Consider the following 20,422-nt stretch of genomic DNA (forward strand, 5'->3'; position numbering starts at 1 on the left):
TATTTTCATAATCTCGCGGTGGCAATGGCGGCACCACTTCTCCCATTAAATCATCTCGTGGTGGTACTGGAGGCGGAACAAGATCTTCATACTTTGATGGCAATGGTTGATGCTCAATTGCATATATAACTTGATTTGCAACTTCTTTTAATCTTTGTGCAATCTGCTGATCAAGTTTCTTTCTTTCTTGTGCAGACAAAAGATCTAAAACAAAAAATTTAACCGATCGATAATCCCCATTTGGTCTTAAATTTAAAAATACTTGCGCATTCATCAATCGTTTATTCAATCCTGGTCCTGATTGCATTAATTGATCAATTGCATAATTTCTATTTTGTATACGTCCTTGAGCAATTGTATCGACCATATTTTTTGGCACAAACAACTGTACTAACATTTGGCCGCCCATATTATCTGGAATTGAACGATTTACCAATGTAATTAGTTCATTAAGTGATTGCGGTTTATACAAAGCAATATCTGCAAAATCTTGTTGGGTCAATCTTCGCGGCACACCAAAAACTTGTTGCCGAAATAACTTTTGTGTTTTGTTATTTACTAGCTTTTCAGGATTAAATTCCGCTAATACTGGTTTATCTTGTGTAACATATCCTAAATAATTCAATAACGGCTCTTGATAAACTCTACTAATATTATTATATCCTTTGGCCCTTAACTGATTACCCAAAAAAGCTAATATTCTTTTTTTTATAATCAACTCACGAGGCACCGTAAAATAAAAAGAATAAAAGTCAGAAGCAAAATTTTGTTCTTTATTGCGCAACCGTTGCAACAAGGTATTGATATCGAACCCTTGTGCAGTTTTAGGTAATAAACCTCTTTCTTGATAAAGCTGCTGTAATTGACTTGGCGCCTTCCTTTGTATTGCAACTTTTTGGATCAAATTACGCCCTGCAAAAGATGTTGGTACTCTGCGAGGCTCAACTGCACCTATGGCAATTGAAACTAAAAACAAAGCTGCCGCTATTATTTTCTTCATCTATTTTACCCTTGTATATCAAGTCCTATAATCAAACTCTATATATTAAGGAATAACACAAATATATTCAAATAGTCAATAATGCTGTTTTTTGCAAAAAAAAGATCGACTTTTGCTGAAGTCGACCTTTTTTTTAATATCTTATAAAATCAACATCCAATAGGAAAATCGATACATGATGGACAATATTTTTCACGTATTGCTTCTGAAATACATGACTGTGGCCCAAGGCATACACCACAACATGATGGATCAGAGCATACATTCATATTACCAGATTTATATTCTGCAACTACTTGAAAGGTATTCGGTCCTTCGGCCAACGGTGCCGCTGGCGTAAATGTCCACTCATTTTGATCACCCGTTGTTATAACACGACCAGCTTCATTACCATTGATATACACCGTGATATTCGATGGATTTTGCGCCTTACCACTTAAAATTGGTGGATTAGAATTACAATTGCTCAACTTTTGCGGGCTATCAATAGTCGGCGCAACAAAAACATCTTCCTCGGTGTTATCATTTAAATATCGTGCAACGGCAAAGTCAGTTGGCTCGCCATCAGCTAGTTGCGTTACACCAGCGAGAACAACTTTACCATCTTGTTGCAATGCTGTACCGTTCGCCTCATTGTTTGGTGGAGTACCTCCAAAATCTGTTACAACAAAACCAGGACCTGGATTCCCACCAAATGTTGTATCAAGTACACCTGCATTTGTGTAACGAACAAGAACAAAACGTTTATCGCCATCGATAACATCTTCATGTAATCCTGCAATTAATATTTTTTCATCATTCTGTATGTTGACCGCATTACCATTTAAACTTGTATCTGTCAGAGCAAACGAAGCTTCACCATCTCCATTAAAACTATTGTCCGGACCACCATTGACTAAACGACGGGTGGTTACAATTTCTTCACCTGCAGGAACAAAAGAGGTTCCAACTGCAACAATTCTACCATCGGGATAGATATCAACCCCACTTGCTAATTCATTAATATCATCATTAAATACGACTTGATCTACACCATTATTATTAAACGTAAGATCTAAGTTACCATCACACGTAATGCGTACTATCTGAAAATGAAATGTATTTAAATCCTGTTCACCTTGTCCCGCCAATACAATATTATCTGTAGTTCCAATAGACTGAATTCCTACCGATGTTGCAGTGCTAGAAATATTAGCAATACCTCCAACTGGCATAACATCTGAATATACAGCACGCCCAGCTCCTCCCGCAAAACTATTATCTAATGAACCATCGGAGTTCAATACAGCAACGGCATAAAAAACATTTTGATTACCAGGCAATAACGAAGCATCCTGAGCATCACCAACTACAACAATACGCCCATCACGCTTAAATGCAACTGCACGAGCTTGCGCAAGAGAAGCACCAAAAAAATCAACCAACTTTACTCCAGGAGTACTTCCTGTCGGATTAAATGTAGGATCTAAATCTCCATCTTGTGTATAACGCACGACAACAAAACTTGATGTACTCATCAAATCATTAGTTGATCCAACAGCAATAATCTTGTTATCTGGTTGTACTGCTAAACCAACAATAACATCTACTGATCCTACAAGACCTATATGCTGCTGTTTTGCCTGCTCAAGAGTGCCATCTTCATCTAAAATGATAAGCCCAAAATCAGAACCTGTTGCCGTTTCGACAGAACCACCTATAACAATTTTACCATCATGCCTATTTACAACCGCTAAACTGGTTGCATCCATATCTTGAGCACCAAAATTGGCAATAACTCGTCCGTCGGTACCAAAATCAGGATCAAGAGCTCCATCAAAATCACCAGCATAAGCAAAGCTGCTCAACAGGCTTAACAATAAACCCAGAACTTTTTTCATTATGTTATCCTTTTTAATTTATCAATTTAAAATGCTAAGCCCATTTTTACCCATACCATCCAGTTGTCTAATACTGCACAGTCACTACCAAATTCATAGGAAGCACCAATACCAATTAAAGATGGATATTCACAAACTTCACCATCATAACCGAGTGAAGCATAAATGGTGTTACTTAATACACGTGGTGTCGCGCCGGAATTAAGATTTAAATCATCACATGATAACTCAACAAATTCAGCATCTGATGGTGCAACGTTATCACCAGCTACGGTTTGACAAATTTGAGCACAACTTGCCGAGACAGGATTTTGTTGGCAATCGCCAACCATATCATAAATACCTAAATTTTGAGGTAAACAACAAAGCTCAACGCGCTCTTGTTGTCGCCACCATAGATCATAACCTAATTCTGCATTTATTTGGCATTTTTGATAATGCAATGCAACCCACCAATCAATAACACCACGAGGTGTCACACGGACCTCTTGGGTGAATGCATTAATACCAGGCAATGCATTCGAACGTGCATCACTTTCTACCACCTGTAAATAACGAGACCAATCGCCATTTTTACACAAATCAAATGAACGAACTTCACATGCACGCAATACATAACGATATTTAAAATCAGTAAGAAGAGTTAGTGCTTGATTGTCACATTCCCATACACGCAGATCACCAATTAAACCAAGACCGATACTGCCATGCTTACTACCTACAGTCGGTTCAAAAATATATTCCGGACAACTGCGTTTACCGGTGGAAACCGTTGCAACAAAATATGGACTTAAATGATCTGTATCACAATAAAACCAATCATAACCAAATTTGAGCTGAATATCATCAACACCTTTTCGTGTGAGTGAGCATTGACTAAATTTACCAAATTGCCAGTCAGGTTGATTTAAAGCTTCGCATACACCCTCAACATCACAAGCAACACCTTCGACACAATTTTCTTCGCAAAAATGAATGTCATGCCTTGCACGCATTACTGCAAATGAAATATCAAACCAGCTATGACACACTAAATGTGAAAAATTAAAACGAAAATTAAAATAGGCACCAATAACAGAACGCTGCGGACGGATTGAAACACACGATTCAAAATCACTGCCATCTGCACCAATTAAGTTAAGCCACAATGAACCAACATCTCCGGTGCCATCCTCTTTAACATCAATGCATGATTGCTTACAAGGTAAAAAATATTTTGCAGTTTTTTTACCATTCGTTGATCGCTGATAAAATGGAGAAACTTGCATTGTCCACCAAGCAACATCATTTTCACACACAACGTCATGATACCACCAATATAAACTTAAACTATGTTGTAACATATTATTTGGCGTAATTTGACGTGCTTTAAAAAAACTATGTGCAATATCGCAATCAGTATCACATCCCTTATTGGAAAGACATGAATCATTACAATTTGAACGGCATGGCATTGGCACGAGACAGGTTGTTTTGCTCTTACCACAAGGAATGCAACTCCCACAATTACTTGCCGCCTGCATTGCAGATATGCAAAACATACTCAAAAACATTAACCATCGATTATACTTCATCATTTTATTCCTTGCTCCAATTTTTACCTATAAATAATAGCTTGAGCCGACTACATATGATTTACCATCTTTTTCAACCGGTTCAACATACCCAATTTTGCGTGCATTGTTCAAACGGAAACTCACTTGTCCTGGACCACTTTTGACCGTATTAACAAACAAACGAACAAATGCTTTACCATCTTCATCTTTTATATTAATAAGATTCTTCCAAATTAAATTATAGTCATCACCATAAGCAAAACATAACCCACTAAAATCAAAAGCAAATATAGTCAAATCACCACGAATAAATTTTCCATTGCGTAAAACAAACTCACGAAACACCTGTTGGCGCGGATTACTTCTTAAATAATCTGACGCTGTCTTTACCAACAAAATCGTTGTTTCTCGTTTTGATATTGGATATAAGCCACATGCAATAACATATGATTCAGTTCCCAAATCAATTTTTTCAACATAGGTAGATCTAAATAAATTGCTCAACTTATAATCAACCCATCCCGGTTCATTTTGTGCTTTTTGAATCATGCTACGCACATAAAATTTGCCATCTTGATCTGCAACGTCCCAAAAATTTTTCCCTACTAAATCTAAGTTATTTCCATGCGCAACACATTTGCCATCTAAAGTATAAACTTCAAGATACAGATCTCCATACAAAAATTGATTATTACGCTTGTCATTGAATGTTTCAACTGAAAGCGACAGCCCATTTGCTTTCATAAATCTAAACCCTTGCCGTACCAAATCAATCGCTTGTTTACGACCGGCATCAGGATAAAATCCACACGCAATAAAATACTGATTACCTTTAGTATCTGTTACTTTTTGAGCATAAGCATGTTTTTCAGTCTTTTTCGATCTGTATTTAATCCAAATACCTTCATCTGATTCTTTCAATTTTTTAATAATTTCTTGGTTTACCTTTAACCCTTTTGAATCTTGATAATCCCAAGCGTTTGAACCAATAAGACCTGGACGATCTCCTTGCGCTACTATCTTACCTTTAAAATCAAGTGCATATAAATACAGATCACCTAACACAAATTGACCACGAGGATAACTGATAAGAGCAAAAACATTATCTGCTGAATTTCCACTTTTCATTTGTTCATCAAACAAAGCTGATGCACCTTTGACCAAACTTACAACTGAATCTTCTTTTGAATGCGGGTAGTAACCGGTACCAATAGCATAAACTTTGCCATCTTTGACCACCTTTTTTACATATGAAACTTTTGTTGCATTACGCCAACCATAGGTAATCCATCCACCGCCATCCTTTGCTTTGTTAATAATATTTTGAACTATGGGCACACCGTAAGAATCTTGCAAATCCCATAGATTTTTCCAAATTAATTGTGCCTGCTGCCCATGGGCTAAACATACACCTTGCACATCATACACAAAAAGATACAGTTCACCTTCAACATAATCACGACTATGACTAAAAGCATTAAATGCTTTATCTACATCATTTGCCATTAAATAGTTCATGCCACGTTCAACTAAATCAACTGACTTCTTTCTCTTAGATTCAAAATCAACATTCCCTTCATTAAAATGAGACGCGGACTCATTATTTTTTGCTCGATGTACTTCACCTGCATAAACAAAAGATGTAATAATTACACACACAAATACATATATATTATTTTTCATATTCATTACAGATCCTTACTTACGACGATTACCGGTAAAGCGCAATAAAAATAAAAAGAGATTGATAAAATCAAGATATAACATTAATGCGCCCAAAATTGCTATTTTATTTTTTGTTTCTACATCAGCCATAAGTTGCTGACTTAATGCTTTTATTTTTTGCGTATCGGCTGCAGTTAATAAAGCAAAAATAACTACACCAACCATAGAGATTGCATAATCAAACCAAACACTTTGCAAAAACATATTCACAATTAATGAAAGAATGACTCCCCACAAAATCATAGTGACAATATTACGTACTGTGGTTAAATCTGTTTTGGTAAAATAACCATATAATGACATCCCACCAAACATTCCTGAAGTAACAATGAATGTCGAAGCAATTGAAGATAAAGTATAAATACGCAATATCAATGACATCGTAATGCCGATTGAAATGGCATACACCATAAAAAGTGCAACCGCAGTTGCATAGTTCATTTTATGCAGCATGCTACTGAGTACAACAACTAACACTAACTGTGCTGCAAAAATAACCCACAATAACCATGGTTTTTGCATAACATAAAAAAAGAATGTTGGTGAAGATGCTACATAAAATGCAGTCACAGAAGTTACCGCTAAGGCTGCACACATCCATCCATAAACTTTATACATGAAATTAGCGTGTGCTTTCTCTTGCGCATAACCAAATTCTTGAAACATTCCTCGCTCCTTTTTTTTTAAAAAATTTACTTATAACTTTGATACTAAACTTATAAATACTAAACGTAAATCTGCAATAGTTTTGAAATCACCCTATACACGACTTAATTATGCATCCCTTGCTAACTACTTACAACTGCGATATATTTACAAAAAAAGAGGAGCTCTCATGCGCATATATCAAGGTATTATTTTTATACTCATACCATTCTATGTCGTCTCTATTGAAAGTAAAAAGCGTATAAAATGCCCCGATCCTATAGATTACACCGGCACACTTTGTACATTGCGTAACCGCGAATATCCCATCTCGCATATATCAATAGCCAATAAGCAACAATGTGTCCCTGTCTATCGCGCACCATGCAATACCAATACTATTGTCACCAACTTATCTTATAATCCAAAAGATTATATCATACATCTAAACCTTGCTCATATTAAAGAAATAGAAATTCCCTATCCTTATGCTACCTGGGTTTTTAAAGCATCATGGCATCGCGGAAAAGATAAATATCTTTTGATCAAAGTAACTTGGCATGATGAAAAAAAAGCTCCACAACATTTTTTAATTGAACCACAAAGACGCTTAACTGCACGCGTTAAAAAAAAGATTCGCGTAGCTGATCGCAAGCTACCATTCCGTGGATTTAAGAAAATTACTATCGATGCAATTAAAAAGTAAACATGGCTCTCTTTTTGCAAATGTGGTATAACTAACAAAAAATATATTATTTTCGCATGCTATTGCAAGGAGAAATTATGGCAATTTCAATAACAAATGAAAACTTTAAAAATGAAATTGAATCTGAACAAGGTCCAATTGTTATAGATGTTTTTGCAAGCTGGTGTGGCCCCTGCCAACAAATGGAACCGCTTTTTGAAGAACTTGAAGAAGAATTAGGCGAAAGTTATAAATTTGCAAAAATAAATGTTGATGATGCTCGCGACATTTCAATCAAATATGGTGTCACCTCTGTCCCTACGTTCCTTTTTATCAAAGGCGGCGAAATAAAAGGAAAAGAGACCGGCTATATGAGTAAAGAAGATCTAAAAACAAAAATGCAAAGCTATCTTGGCTAATTACAAAAGGGGCAGGATTGCCCCTTTAATATCAATCTTAACTATTTTCCATTTGATCCATTAACTTTATAATGTTATCCCAAGCGAATATTTCATTTTCTTTATATACCATGTTTTTATCACCGGCATACACAACGTATCCTTTTTCATCTTGTAAACCAGCAATTTTTTTCCAAATATTAAGGCTTTTATAAAAACTATCTCTAAATGTCATTCCTGATTTAATCTCTATAGGCACAATTGTATCAAAGTTCTTTTCAAAAGCTGCATCTATTTCATGACCTTGCACATCTCGCCAAAAGTATAGATCCGGTTTTAAATGTTTATTATAACGATATTTATACATTTCACTAATCACAAATGATTCAAAAATCGCACCACGCATTGGATGAGTATAAAGATCGTGAGCTGATTTTATATTAAGTAAAGAACAAATAATACCGGTATCATAAAAGTAAATCTTAGAGCTTTTAATCATACGCTTACTAAAGTTTTTAAAGTACGGATTTATTTGAAAAATGATATAACTCGCTTCAAGAATAGAAATCCAGGATTTGACTGTATTTGGACTAATGCCTGCATCACGCGCAAGTTCTGCATAATTTAATAAATTTCCTGTACGGGCAGCACATAATTTAATAAATCGACCAAATGATACAACATCACTAATATTAATTATTTGGCGTACATCTCGTTCTATATAGGTAGTAATATAACTGGAAAGCCATGCTTGAATGTTAATAGGCTGCACATAAAGACGAGGATAACACCCTTTAAACAGCAGTTCTTCTAAGCTCGAAGGTAATAATTTAGCATCACTTAACTCTTGTACTGTTAATGGTAATAAAGTAAGCAATACAATTCTGCCTGCAAGCGTTTGTGTAATTTTTTCAAGCATTAAAAAATTTTGAGATCCGATAATAATAAATCTACCCGGCCTATAAGCTTCATCAACTATACCTTGCATATAAGAAAAAAGTTCCGGCACCTCTTGCATCTCATCAATGATTATCCCTTTTTCTTGAGCGACTGATGCAAAAAATTTTCTTGGATCATTTCGTACCATAGTACGGGTATCAATATCTTCTAATGAAATATAGGCATACCCTGCAAATGTTTCTTTTGCTAATGTAGTCTTACCCGATTGGCGTGGCCCTAAAATTGCCACAACCGGAAACTGTTCAGCCATTTTTCACGTGTGACATTTCTATGGAGTTACAACAGTCCAACAACGGCCCCTAGATTTTTTTATCTTTCAAATCAACACCAAGCTCTATCAACTTATCACGCAATTGATCCGCTTTTGCCCAATCTTTATCAGCACGAGCCTGTACGCGCTCATCAATTAATTGTTGGATTTCCGGCGTAATTGTCACCTTTTTTTCCGGTAATGGTTCCAGTGTTAAGCCAAGAACTTGCTGCAAAAAAAACTTCACTACACAAAGTTCATCTTTATCTTTTTGTAATCTATCAAGATGTTCAAACAAAACACCAAGCATCCCGGGTGTGTTTAAATCATCATATAAGAATACAAGCATTTTTTGCACCGTCGGACTGGTGAGCATATCTTGATGAGATATATCTTGCGAACACAAAGCATCAAAAACACGCGTTAAGCGTTTATAACTTTTTTGTACAGCTGTTACATCATCAAATGAAAAATCAAGCGGAGCACCGTAGTGATGGCTCAAAAAATAGTAACGTATCACCATAGGATCAAACTGCTTGAAAATATCACGTAAAGTGAAAAAATTACCCAATGATTTTGACATCTTTTCTTTATTGATTTGCACAAAACCATTATGCATCCAGATGCGCGCCATCGGCAGATCGTGCAAACTTTCTGATTGTGCTATTTCATTTTCATGATGTGGAAAAATAAGATCACGACCACCACCATGAATATCAAACTCTTTTCCCAAATACTGTTCTGCCATAACTGAACATTCAATATGCCAACCGGGTCTGCCATATCCCCACGGACTTTTCCAGAAAGTCCCATCGTCAGTTTTTTTCCACAATGCAAAATCTAGTGGGCTTCGTTTTCTATCATTTTGTTCCACACGCTGACCGGAAATCAAATCATCTTTTTTTTGTTTTGATAATTTACCATATTGATCGAAACTATCGACAGAAAAATAAACATCGCCATCAGATGCATAGGCATGACCTTTTTGTATCAATTTTTCAATAAAGGAAATAATATGCGGTATCATTTGCGTCACACGTGGTTCAAATGTCGGATCTAAACAGTTAAGACTTTTGACATCTTCATTGAATGCATTAATATATTTTGTAGTTATTTCAGGATAACGATTAATATCACCAAATTCTATTAATGCACGTTTTAAAATCTTATCATCAATATCGGTAAAATTTCTGCAATAATGTACGTCATAATTTAAAAATTTGAGCACACGCACCAAAAGATCAAATGCTGTATAACATCTACCATGACCTAAATGCGCATAATCATATGGCGTAATACCACACACATACAGATCAGCAATATTTTTTTTTATTGGTTCAAACGATTCTTTTTTTCGCGATAATGTATTTGTAAGTTTCAACATTTATTTTTGCTCCGTTTAACTTTTTTTATCTTATTTTATATTTCATATCATTTTTTGTTTATTGTTGATTGTAGCATAATTTATTTTGTCTTGGCCAGGCGGCTTTATTGTTCTTTTTTTACTTTATGCTGTACCACTATTTATCATTTTTCATTTCATGCCAACTTTGTCCCAGAGGTAGTAGCGAGGATACCTTTGAACCTGTCCGGCAAGGACAAAAAAAGAATTTAAAAAATGAAATTCCAATATCCACTGGCCAATTTTTTAAAATACAGTATCATATCTACATATTCTACAAATGATATTAAAAGCAAAAAAAGGTACCCAGGAGCTCACAACTATGCTATCAATGGGAAAAAAAGGAAACCCAAGGACAACCGTCCTCTTTGTATGGTGCAGCATAATCACACATTTTATTATTGCATCACATGTTACTGCAGCAAACGAACATGATATTAAACAGATAATTGATCAATCAATTGCTGAACAAATAACTGAACAACAAAGCCAGCAAACTTTTATACATGATCATGAACTTGAAGATCTAGATCCGGACAATTCAAATAACAATGAAAGCAAATATACATTTGATGATGATGAACAAATAGAAGATAATGATGAATATGAGGAATATGAAACTGAAGACGAATTACAAGAAGACGACTTATCCCAAGAAGCGGAAGAAGATTTAGGACCGGAATTCCGTACCATTAATCAAATCTATATTGTTGGCAATCGACATATTCCAACTGAAGCAATTTTAGATCGCATTCCATTTTTGCCCGGTGAAATATTTCAACCACAAAAAACGCGCTCTATGATTCGCAGTCTTTACTATGATTTAAAACGATTCAAAAACATCACTGTTGAAGCTGAAAATATTGGTAAAGAGCTAATCGATATTTATATTGTTGTTGAAGAAAAAAAACCGCTGTTAAGTGTTACCTTTACCGGCAATACACAAGTTACTGAAAAAGAGATCTCTGAACGTATCAACTTCAATGATATCCCTACAATTGACGAACAAGAACTTAATAAATATGTACAAATCATTAAAAAAGTGTATATCGACAAAGGTTATCTTCTCACTCATATCACCCCGGAACTGATAGAAGAAAATGGCAAAGCACATATTGTTTTTCATATTGAAGAAAATGATAAATCAATCATCAAACGTATTGATTTTTGTGGGAACCAGAATATAAACAGTAAAACATTACGCGGCATCATGTTTACTCGTGAAGATTGGATTTTGAGCTTCATGGATAAAGCAGGTACCTATAATCCTGAATGGCTTGAACGGGATAAACATGTGCTGGAACAATATTATCAAAACAACGGTTTTATTAATGCAAAAGTATATGCAACTGATGTTGATATGGACGAAGAATCACGACACATTCATATCACTGTTCATGTTGATGAAGGGGATCTATATCACTTTGGTACTGTATGCGTTGATGGTGCAGATCTTTTGTCTGAAGAGTTCTTATTGCGCAACTTACCTGTACAACAAGGAAATCTATATTCCCGCGAGGACATTGTAGACAGTATTAAATTTCTTGAATTTATGTTTAGTGATTTAGGATTTTTATATACACAAATTGAACCTTTAATCCAACCGAATGAAATCACCAAAGAAGTTGATGTTCAGTTTGTTGTAGACCCAGGTCAAAAAGTGTTTCTAAACAAATTGACCATTCGTGGGAACAAAAAAACACGCGATAAAATAATCCGACGGAACATTCCCTTGGAGGAAGGTAATGTTATTACCAACCGTTTAATGGAAATTGGAAAAACAAAAGTTGAATCACTCGGATACTTCGACACACGTGATGGCGTAAATTGGAAAACCACCAGAATTTCTGAAGATGAAGCAAATCTTGATCTTCTTGTAAAAGAAGTGAAAACAGGAAACGCACATATGAAAATCGGATTCGGTGGTCCTGAAATGTTGCGCAATGATCATACCAGAAATTGGGTTAACCAATTGATGACCGGTGTTTCTGTCGAAGGTAATGTTGCTGATAACAACGTGGCCGGAACCGGTATTAAATTTAACCTAACGGGTAAATTATCAACCAAAGAGCAAGATGTTCTACTCAACCTTACACAACCATGGCTTTTTGACAAACCAATCTATGGATCACTTGACACATTCCACAGACGTGCTGCTTATGATCAATTGCAACAAGCATTGGCGATGAATGAACAACGCACAAGTCTTTCGGGTACCATTGGTGTGGTTACCGGTTGGCGCAAAATACCATTATTTAACGACACCTATATTCGTTATAATATCGGTTTTGACCGCTTGACTTATGACCGAAATCCACAAGCAACTGTGCGCGGTGTTCCTGAAGCTGAACAAATCGTAGCCAACGCTGAATACCAAGTTGTCCTAGACAAATTATTTTTCCCGGGACAAAAAGTAATACATTACGGTTGGATGAATATACAACTTGGACAAGATAAAAAAAATCATCCAATGCATCCAAGCAATGGCCACACGTGGATGATGCGCGGTATATTTGCATTTCCAAGTTTCGACAGCTGCATCGGCTATGCAAAATGGGATCTGGATGCCAACTGGTTCACACCACTCATTGGCTCCAATGCATTAGTGTTCCGTCTACACGGTTATCTTGGTTTTATAAAACCATTTAGAGATCGCCTTGTCCCTTATCGTGAACTGTTTCACATTGGTGGCCCGGCATCTATTCGTGGATTCCTCTTTGGGCAAATTGGCCCACAATTTAGTGTGTTTCAAGATGGTGCAAGCCGTGGCGACAGTATCGGCGCTGAAAAAACCGCATTTATTAATGCGGAGCTCATCTTCCCTATAATGCCTGATTTCAGTTTTAAAGGTTTAGTATTTTATGATGGTGGAACCGGCTGGGATAACCCATATGCTGACGACCTGTCACCGGCATTCTTAAGAAGTAACAACTTTGAATATCGTCATGCTGTCGGTGTCGGTCTGCGTGTACTCAATCCAATGCCAATGAAAATCGATTGGGGTTTCAAACTTGATCCTAAAAAAGGTGAACCAGGATTTGAAGTACACTTTGCAATGGGTTACGATTGGCAATAGAAAGCTATAAAATAATTTGACCTGAAATCTCAAAAAAGTTATAACTAAAAATAAAAAGGGGATTTGGTCATGTTGTGGTTGCTTTCAAATATTTTCATGGTAAAAGCAATGTTAACATTGCACAATCACTCAGTGTAGGTGGCGCATTTACTCGTGCCAGCGCACTGCGCGATGCATCAATTCAATTGGAAACACCAGCAAGTGGCGATACTGTTTTAATTTCCGATGAAACAGACATGCTCATTTTAAATCCTGCAGGAGTACTTGCTACATTAACCATAACATTACCGAGTGAAAACATTGACAATGGCCAAACAGTAACCATTGCAAGTGATATGGAAATTACCGCAGTAACTTTAAATGGCGGAACTATTAATGGCGCAATTACCACATTAGCAGCAAATGGATTTGCACAATACATTTATGAACTTTCAACCGACACATGGTACCGTATTGGTTAATATCAAGTCAGGACATTCCCAGGCATAACTGGCATGGGCAATAGAACAATTACCAATTTAATATGATTTAGCATCCATAGTTTTTACTTCAGTAAATCGATCCGATTTTAAAACTTTATAAGAAGTTTCTTCCTTGCCATTTTTATCCTGAGTAACTTCTTTTGTAATAATGAGCACACTATGATCTTCTGGAAATTTGCTACTCAACTCAATTGCCTTTCGATCACTCCGATGCCCTACTAAAAATTTAACATTCAAAATTTCATTATTCGAAGCTTCAAATTTTTCTGGATGAAAGTCATCTTCCTTTACACGATCAGAATCAACATAGCGTTCACCTTTAGCATAAGGCCCCTTTACTGATATATCTTCACCAGTACGATTAATGTAAAAAGCTGTTTTTTTCTCAGCTTTAACAGTACTGATACTGACACCCAATAGGCTTAGCAAAGCCAACATATACATTTTATTCATTTTTACCCTTTTTCTATTAAAACAGCTATTTTTTACCTCTCTTAATAATCATACAAAAAACTGAATACAAATAGCAATAAAATTATTAACTTTAAACCCCTCTCAATTCAAGTTTATTTTCAGCTGTTTTCATGGTAAAATAGCCTGAATTTAAAAAAATGAAGCAAAAAAGGGAACATCATGCTAAAAATAGCTTTTCTGTTTTTAACCATATCAGGTATTTATCATGAAGAATATTGGCAAGATTTTTTTCGCGGAAATGAGCAACAATATTCTATTTATGTACATTCTAAATACAATTTAAATCCTCACTCCTGGTTTAAGCCGTTTGAACTACCCTATAAAATGGAAAATAGCTGGGAACGCACTATGAGATGCCAAATAGGGATGCTCAAAGAGGCTCTCAAAGATCCTGACAATCACATGTTCATATTTTGCTCACACAATACATTGCCATTGCAATCATTCAATTTTATCTATGATGAACTGATCAGCATAGGTAAAAGTATGTTTAAGTATGAAAAAAATCCCCATATGGATCCCGAGGATAAAGGAGCGTATCAAGAACATCGCGTGCTTAAACCAATACCGAAAGAGAAACAATATAAAAATGCACAATGGATTATTTTAAACCGCCAACATGCTCAAATGATGGTCAATGATGAACAAATTATTCGCATTGTTTCTTGTTATTCCTGTGATAATGAACATTACCCTTCCACTTTTTTGGCATTACATGGCCTGCTTAATGAAGTCCACAAAAAAGAAGGTACTCTTGTTGCATGGCATTTAAACAAGTGCCCACCATATATTTTCAGAGATTTGGACATAAAGCAAGAATATCAGACGTTAACTGATGCTATTACCTATGGCACTTATTTTGTGCGAAAAATAGATGAAAATTGTAGACTAAAGCCACTCGACAATTTTCTTGCATATCGTCCTATCGTTAAAGATAAATAGTTAACATCAAAGTAAAAATAAAATAATTCAAAAAACAGAGAAAATATTTTTTTATAATGTAATTTTACAGGTTCCTCATGGAACCTTTTTTTTGTTAGTTCATCAGGCAATCACTCAATAAATAGCTAAGATATAAGCTTTTCTCATCGAAAAAAATACCTTAGCTTGTCATTCTCGAAGAGAATCCAGGCCAGTAATGCATGAATCCATAATATATTTTGGTCCGAAATAGTTTATATACAAAACGTGTGGGTCCATAAAATTTTGCTACGTCTTCGCGTAAAGCTTCGCCGCACATAGCTGGATTCTCTTCGAGAATGACAAAAAAATTATTCTTCACAGCATCAGAACACTTTTTTAATAAAGCCTTATAAACTAAGGAATGATTAAAAAGTGCCCTATTCGTTCATATATTATTATAGATAAGTTTTAAACCAATGCATTGCTAAATCTGCAACTTGTTCCATCGCACCCGGTTCTTCAAAAAGATGAGTTGCATCAAGCACAATTTTAAGCTCTTTATGAACCGCAGGTATTTTATCAAGAGCAAACTCATTAAATGATAAAACCTCTGTATCATTGCCACCAACAATGAATAATGTTGGCGCTTGTACATATGGCAATGCAGTTTCAGCCAAATCGGGCCTGCCACCTCGTGAAACCACCGCATGTACATGACTTGAAACTTCTGCCGCTGCAATTAAAGCTGCAGCTGACCCTGTACTTGCACCAAAAAAACCTATCTTAAGATTCTTCGTTTCATCATTACTTTTTGCCCAATCAACAATTGCTATCAATCGACCCGCTAATAAAGGAATATCAAAACGAATCTCTTGAGTAACATTATCAATTTTTTCTTCATCTTTAGTTAACAGATCAACCAATAGCGTAGCTAATCCATTCGCTTGTAAGTAATGAGCAACGGATCTATTACGAACACTATGGCGAGAGCTGCCCGAACCATGGGCAAAAATTACTAATGCAGTCGCATCATCAGGAATAGCCAAATCGCCCTTTAGATCAACATAACCTAAACTTAAGTCTACCTCTTTTTTTATCATTTCATTTAGCCTAAAATTGCAATTTTTTATTGATTATCTCTTTACTTCCAGAGTAACAGACATTATGTACAAAATTCAACAAAAAACTTTCTGCTATTTTTTCTCTCCTAAACCGCACAACGTAGCCAATAGGTGCCAATCATAAGCACAAATATTACCATCATCATGCACCGCATAAAATGCACCCGATTTAAATGGACCAAATGATCGATTAGTAATCGCAATACCATCGGTGTTACATACACTGGCGCCTTTAAATGCTTTTATTGACACCAAGGATGAACGATTAAAAAGATAAAATTGATTACCATCTCTATCTTGATCAGTGACAATCACATAACCATGCTCAGGTGTCGTCTCATATAATGCAATTCCTTCAGGTTCATACTCAATTAAACCATCACCAATTGTCTGACCAGTAAACTCACCATCTAACGTATATATTTTCACATTTTTTTGCTGTTCATGTTCATCTGCAATAAACAAACGATCATGAAATGGATCTACAGCTATCGATTCTAATTTCCATAATGCACCCTTGCCGGCATCATCTCCAAAAGTACGTATAAATTGCATGTTAACATCATCACCATTACGCTCAACTGCATATTGGTGCACTTTCTTTGGATAAAATTGATCAACCGGTCCATAATTATCGGTAACATATACGATGTATTTTTTATATGGTTCTTGTACAACAACGGCAAGACCATATGGCCGCTGCATCGATTCGTCTGTATAACCTAAAGCATTTCCATCGGGCAATGCCAAGATGTGTAAACGTTTATTGTCACGTTCAACAATAAAAATAAGATCATCTTCGATTGCAATCCCATTAGGGCGCTGAAACTGCCCTGCTTTTACTCCCGGCTCACCAATTATTTTAATTAATTCACCCGTTACTGCATCATATACCGGAAGATTATGAGTTGATTTTGCCGTTGCCACCAGCCAATGTTGATCATTTTCACCATGCCAAACAGCCACCGAATCAACATTAAGTGATCTATCTCGTTCAGTTATAAAATATTCCGGAATCTTACAAGGAACATATTCATTTGAATAACAACCTGATAACACAATTAAAAAAACATAACTATGTTTTATATACTTATTTAACATCACAAAGTCTCCTTTAATATGTACATATATAATGACACTCATACATGCCGAAGCGCAACTCTTTATTTTTTAAAGGCACTTTTATTACTATGAGATATATCTAAAGGAATAAAAATGAAAAAGCGAACCTTTTTAATCACCGTTATTTTAACTAATGTTATGTTCGTAATATTACTCATTCACAAACGCAGCACAATTACCGGCTTGATGTATAAAAAACAACGTTACGAACAAGAGCTTCATCTCCTTGCAAAGCAAGAAAATGAATTAACACACGAACTGTGCAACTTGCAAGATCGCAACACGGTAAAAACCTATGCGAGCACCTATCTGAATATGACACCAATCTCAATTGGTCAAATGCAAAAGTTAACTACGCATGGATAATGCCCAACAACTACGCACTGTCGGCATTTTTTTATTTTTTTGTATTTGCTATAGTGTCGTCATTTTGAATCTATTTTTCATGCAAATATATCAACATGCTTTTTTTTATGATTTGGCAGAAAAGCAGTACAAAACGACTATAACTCATACTCCTGAACGTGCTTTGATATTTGATCGTAACAATACACCAATTGCACTTAACAAAAAAGCTGTTTCTGCATTCATATGCCCAAATAAATGCATGAACGATGAACAATTATTTTCATTTTTACATCTTTATTTTCCACAAGCCTATATTCGCTATCAAACAAAACCTGATGCATCATTTATGTTTATACAACGTAATTTAACTAAAGAGCAAATTGATTTGATAAAAACATATGGAACCGACCATATTCAATTCATAAAAGAACCGCATCGTCATTATCCTTTTGCCTGTTTATCTTCAATAATTGGTATTACCAATATTGACAACATAGGCAGCTTAGGAATTGAATATTTATTTGATACAAATCTAAAAGGAAAACCAACCTCATACACTTTACAAAAAGATGCTCGCTCAGGATATTTTTACTTTGATAAAGTTGATAAATGTATTGGCAACAATGGCAACCCAATAAATGTAACTATAGATGCTGATTTGCAATTCTTAGTACAAGAAGAGCTACAAAATACTGTACAAAAATTCAATGCCCAACAAGGATCAGTTCTTGTTTTTGATCCCACAAATGGTGACATTCTCGTCATGGCAAATTATCCAACATTCGATCCAAACAATACACAAAATGTAAATCTAAAATTAACAAAAAATTATTGTATTTCCGAACAATATGAACTTGGCTCTGTTATTAAAGTGTTTGCTGCATTAGCCGCATTACAAGAAAATGTTGTTGATATTGATGAAGAAATTGATTGTAAAAATAGCAAAACGACCTACATCGATGGACGCCGTATAAACACAACCATTGCACATGGTACATTAACTTTTTCACAAGTGATTGAAAAATCAAATAATATCGGTATTGCACTTGTGGCAAAACGATTAAATGAAAAACTATATGAACATTATCAACGCGTTGGCTTTGGCATAAAAACTGATATACATTTACCCGGTGAACAAAAAGGTTTTATTAATCCACCCAAAGATTGGTCTCAACAATCGGTGATATCTCTTTCTTATGGCTATGAAATCACAACTACCCTCTTGCAACTTGCACGTGCATTTTCGGTGATTGCAAATGATGGCTATATGGTGCAACCACGCATTATTCTGAATCAACAACAACCAATATTCTCCACACGTCTTTATGATCAATCGGTAATTAATGATATAAAACAAATATTACAACGAACAACACTACAAGGAACTGCCCGTCGCGCACGCATGCAAGGTTACGACATCATGTGCAAAACCGGAACGGCAAACCTACTGGAAAATGGTATATATATTGATACAAAAAACAGTTACTCTTGTGCAGGTATTATACAAAAAGATGATTATAAACGTATTATTATTACGTATATTAAAGAGGCCAGTATGCCAGGTTTATATGCCAGTCAAGTTGCAGTACCATTATTTGAAAAAGTTGCACAAAAAACGGTAATTCATGATAAAATTATTTAATTCTAGCCTCAACAATATGACCCCAAAGATTTAAATAATTATAAGGAAATGGAAAACATTTAAAGGTTACGTCATGAAAGTCTGCACTATAAAGCAAAGTCGCTAGGTCACCTTTTGTATACATTTCAGCTTTCCAGCAGTGATGCATAAATAGACGATTAAAATAGTTGTCTTTAGTTATAAACATCAAAAATATTCCTTGTGATGTCAAAAGTTTTTTTAAATTCTGCAGTGCATGCAACATCTGTTTTTTTGGTATATATTCCAACATGGCAGAACAAACAATTAGATCGAAATCATAATGTTTTTTTGAAAATTCATCTAAATGCAAAACATCAGCTTGCTCGATTGTAACCTCAAAAATATTGTTATGATACATCCATTTTCTGCAACGTTTCAACATTGCCTCAGTCTTGTCAAATCCATATAACTGCAAATCTGTATCATCATTTTTTCCAATCTGATACAGAACCTTTATAACAGCACCAGAGCCACAACCAGCATCTAATATCTTGATACCTTTTTTTATAACATCTGTTTGATTAAAAAGAGCCTTTAGACCATTTTCATATCCAAGCAAACGTAAAAACAAAAAATCATACAAAGCTGCTCGTTTTGTATAAAGCGATTCAATAGACTGTTCACGCATATTTTTTATCATAATTTCTATAAAAAATTATCCAAACAATGCAATCCAACCTGGTGTGTTTCTAAACCAAGGACAAACAATAAATGCTGCATACATAAGCACCA

The 20,422-nt window shown here is 35.3% G+C and carries 18 protein-coding genes; 7 read left to right on the forward strand and 11 right to left on the reverse strand.

Going from position 1 to position 20,422, the window contains the following annotated elements; translation table 11 throughout:
* The 5 genes from WD055_01605 to WD055_01625 all read right to left on the reverse strand — a co-directional run.
* The coding region (locus WD055_01605) for a hypothetical protein (GenBank protein ID MEX0848896.1) at positions 1–1,000 on the reverse strand (1,000 nt) is incomplete at its 3' end.
* A gap of 149 nt (positions 1,001–1,149) precedes the next feature.
* Positions 1,150–2,880, reverse strand: a complete 1,731-nt coding sequence (locus tag WD055_01610) for an Ig-like domain-containing protein (GenBank protein ID MEX0848897.1) — start codon at positions 2,878–2,880, stop codon at positions 1,150–1,152.
* A 26-nt stretch (positions 2,881–2,906) separates the two neighbouring features.
* Positions 2,907–4,457, reverse strand: a complete 1,551-nt coding sequence (locus tag WD055_01615) for a hypothetical protein (GenBank protein MEX0848898.1) — start codon at positions 4,455–4,457, stop codon at positions 2,907–2,909.
* 24 nt (positions 4,458–4,481) lie between these two features.
* Positions 4,482–6,125 (reverse strand): cache domain-containing protein, encoded by a 1,644-nt coding sequence (locus tag WD055_01620; GenBank protein ID MEX0848899.1) that lies wholly within the window; start codon positions 6,123–6,125, stop codon positions 4,482–4,484.
* Positions 6,126–6,134: 9 nt separating this feature from the next.
* A complete protein-coding gene (locus WD055_01625) occupies positions 6,135–6,827 on the reverse strand; it encodes a Bax inhibitor-1/YccA family protein (GenBank protein MEX0848900.1) in 693 nt (230 codons plus the stop codon).
* 169 nt (positions 6,828–6,996) lie between these two features.
* Between WD055_01625 and WD055_01630 the strand changes: the two genes are divergently transcribed.
* Together WD055_01630 and trxA are read left to right on the forward strand one after the other, a co-directional pair.
* A complete protein-coding gene (locus WD055_01630; protein MEX0848901.1) occupies positions 6,997–7,512 on the forward strand; it encodes a hypothetical protein in 516 nt (171 codons plus the stop codon).
* 77 nt (positions 7,513–7,589) lie between these two features.
* On the forward strand, positions 7,590–7,910 hold the full coding sequence (gene trxA / locus WD055_01635) for a thioredoxin (GenBank protein ID MEX0848902.1): 321 nt from the start codon (positions 7,590–7,592) through the stop codon (positions 7,908–7,910).
* A gap of 37 nt (positions 7,911–7,947) precedes the next feature.
* Here the strand turns inward: trxA and WD055_01640 are convergent, their stop codons facing one another.
* Together WD055_01640 and cysS are read right to left on the reverse strand one after the other, a co-directional pair.
* On the reverse strand, positions 7,948–9,099 hold the full coding sequence (locus tag WD055_01640) for an ATP-binding protein (GenBank protein MEX0848903.1): 1,152 nt from the start codon (positions 9,097–9,099) through the stop codon (positions 7,948–7,950).
* 49 nt (positions 9,100–9,148) lie between these two features.
* The gene (gene cysS, locus WD055_01645; GenBank protein ID MEX0848904.1) at positions 9,149–10,483 is read right to left on the reverse strand and encodes a cysteine--tRNA ligase; all 1,335 of its coding nucleotides are present in this window, start codon (positions 10,481–10,483) and stop codon (positions 9,149–9,151) included.
* Positions 10,484–10,823: 340 nt separating this feature from the next.
* Here cysS and bamA point away from each other — a divergent pair, with 340 nt between their 5' ends.
* Positions 10,824–13,577: an outer membrane protein assembly factor BamA gene (bamA, locus tag WD055_01650; GenBank protein ID MEX0848905.1), complete on the forward strand. Its 2,754-nt coding sequence runs from the start codon at positions 10,824–10,826 to the stop codon at positions 13,575–13,577.
* A gap of 74 nt (positions 13,578–13,651) precedes the next feature.
* Positions 13,652–14,038 (forward strand): hypothetical protein, encoded by a 387-nt coding sequence (locus WD055_01655; protein ID MEX0848906.1) that lies wholly within the window; start codon positions 13,652–13,654, stop codon positions 14,036–14,038.
* Between the two features lie 57 nt (positions 14,039–14,095).
* Here WD055_01655 and WD055_01660 read toward each other — a convergent pair whose 3' ends face one another.
* On the reverse strand, positions 14,096–14,512 hold the full coding sequence (locus tag WD055_01660; protein ID MEX0848907.1) for a hypothetical protein: 417 nt from the start codon (positions 14,510–14,512) through the stop codon (positions 14,096–14,098).
* 180 nt (positions 14,513–14,692) lie between these two features.
* Here WD055_01660 and WD055_01665 point away from each other — a divergent pair, with 180 nt between their 5' ends.
* Positions 14,693–15,475, forward strand: coding sequence for a beta-1,6-N-acetylglucosaminyltransferase (locus WD055_01665; GenBank protein MEX0848908.1), 783 nt, complete (start codon positions 14,693–14,695; stop codon positions 15,473–15,475).
* Between the two features lie 416 nt (positions 15,476–15,891).
* Here WD055_01665 and WD055_01670 read toward each other — a convergent pair whose 3' ends face one another.
* Both WD055_01670 and WD055_01675 read right to left on the reverse strand, forming a co-directional pair.
* Positions 15,892–16,536, reverse strand: coding sequence for a dienelactone hydrolase family protein (locus WD055_01670; protein MEX0848909.1), 645 nt, complete (start codon positions 16,534–16,536; stop codon positions 15,892–15,894).
* Between the two features lie 93 nt (positions 16,537–16,629).
* The gene (locus WD055_01675; GenBank protein MEX0848910.1) at positions 16,630–17,658 is read right to left on the reverse strand and encodes a phytase precursor; all 1,029 of its coding nucleotides are present in this window, start codon (positions 17,656–17,658) and stop codon (positions 16,630–16,632) included.
* Positions 17,659–17,772: 114 nt separating this feature from the next.
* Between WD055_01675 and WD055_01680 the strand changes: the two genes are divergently transcribed.
* Positions 17,773–18,045, forward strand: a complete 273-nt coding sequence (locus WD055_01680) for a hypothetical protein (GenBank protein MEX0848911.1) — start codon at positions 17,773–17,775, stop codon at positions 18,043–18,045.
* Positions 18,038–19,669 carry a penicillin-binding protein 2 gene (locus WD055_01685; protein MEX0848912.1) on the forward strand — a complete coding sequence of 544 codons (1,632 nt, stop codon included), beginning with the start codon at positions 18,038–18,040 and terminating at the stop codon, positions 19,667–19,669. Before WD055_01680 ends, WD055_01685 begins: the two co-directional genes overlap by 8 nt.
* Here WD055_01685 and WD055_01690 read toward each other — a convergent pair.
* The gene (locus WD055_01690) at positions 19,662–20,330 is read right to left on the reverse strand and encodes a class I SAM-dependent methyltransferase (GenBank protein ID MEX0848913.1); all 669 of its coding nucleotides are present in this window, start codon (positions 20,328–20,330) and stop codon (positions 19,662–19,664) included. The two genes, WD055_01685 and WD055_01690, sit on opposite strands and share 8 nt — an antisense overlap.
* Positions 20,331–20,422: the final 92 nt, after the last annotated feature.

Source organism: Candidatus Dependentiae bacterium (assembly GCA_040878395.1).
Taxonomy (GTDB): Bacteria; Babelota; Babeliae; order Babelales; family Vermiphilaceae; genus JAKBEL01.

What these genes read in the sequence shown, in the direction of transcription:
- WD055_01665 (MEX0848908.1), top strand. Translation starts at nt 14,693, where the DNA reads ATGCTAAAAATAGCTTTTCTGTTTTTAACCATATCAGGTATTTATCAT.
- trxA (MEX0848902.1), top strand. Translation starts at nt 7,590, where the DNA reads ATGGCAATTTCAATAACAAATGAAAACTTTAAAAATGAAATTGAATCT.
- WD055_01640 (MEX0848903.1), bottom strand. Translation starts at nt 9,099, where the DNA reads ATGGCTGAACAGTTTCCGGTTGTGGCAATTTTAGGGCCACGCCAATCG.
- WD055_01675 (MEX0848910.1), bottom strand. Translation starts at nt 17,658, where the DNA reads ATGTTAAATAAGTATATAAAACATAGTTATGTTTTTTTAATTGTGTTA.
- bamA (MEX0848905.1), top strand. Translation starts at nt 10,824, where the DNA reads ATGCTATCAATGGGAAAAAAAGGAAACCCAAGGACAACCGTCCTCTTT.
- WD055_01620 (MEX0848899.1), bottom strand. Translation starts at nt 6,125, where the DNA reads ATGAATATGAAAAATAATATATATGTATTTGTGTGTGTAATTATTACA.
- cysS (MEX0848904.1), bottom strand. Translation starts at nt 10,483, where the DNA reads ATGTTGAAACTTACAAATACATTATCGCGAAAAAAAGAATCGTTTGAA.
- WD055_01685 (MEX0848912.1), top strand. Translation starts at nt 18,038, where the DNA reads ATGGATAATGCCCAACAACTACGCACTGTCGGCATTTTTTTATTTTTT.
- WD055_01625 (MEX0848900.1), bottom strand. Translation starts at nt 6,827, where the DNA reads ATGTTTCAAGAATTTGGTTATGCGCAAGAGAAAGCACACGCTAATTTC.
- WD055_01680 (MEX0848911.1), top strand. Translation starts at nt 17,773, where the DNA reads ATGAAAAAGCGAACCTTTTTAATCACCGTTATTTTAACTAATGTTATG.
- WD055_01610 (MEX0848897.1), bottom strand. Translation starts at nt 2,880, where the DNA reads ATGAAAAAAGTTCTGGGTTTATTGTTAAGCCTGTTGAGCAGCTTTGCT.
- WD055_01660 (MEX0848907.1), bottom strand. Translation starts at nt 14,512, where the DNA reads ATGAATAAAATGTATATGTTGGCTTTGCTAAGCCTATTGGGTGTCAGT.
- WD055_01630 (MEX0848901.1), top strand. Translation starts at nt 6,997, where the DNA reads ATGCGCATATATCAAGGTATTATTTTTATACTCATACCATTCTATGTC.
- WD055_01670 (MEX0848909.1), bottom strand. Translation starts at nt 16,536, where the DNA reads ATGATAAAAAAAGAGGTAGACTTAAGTTTAGGTTATGTTGATCTAAAG.
- WD055_01690 (MEX0848913.1), bottom strand. Translation starts at nt 20,330, where the DNA reads ATGATAAAAAATATGCGTGAACAGTCTATTGAATCGCTTTATACAAAA.
- WD055_01615 (MEX0848898.1), bottom strand. Translation starts at nt 4,457, where the DNA reads ATGATGAAGTATAATCGATGGTTAATGTTTTTGAGTATGTTTTGCATA.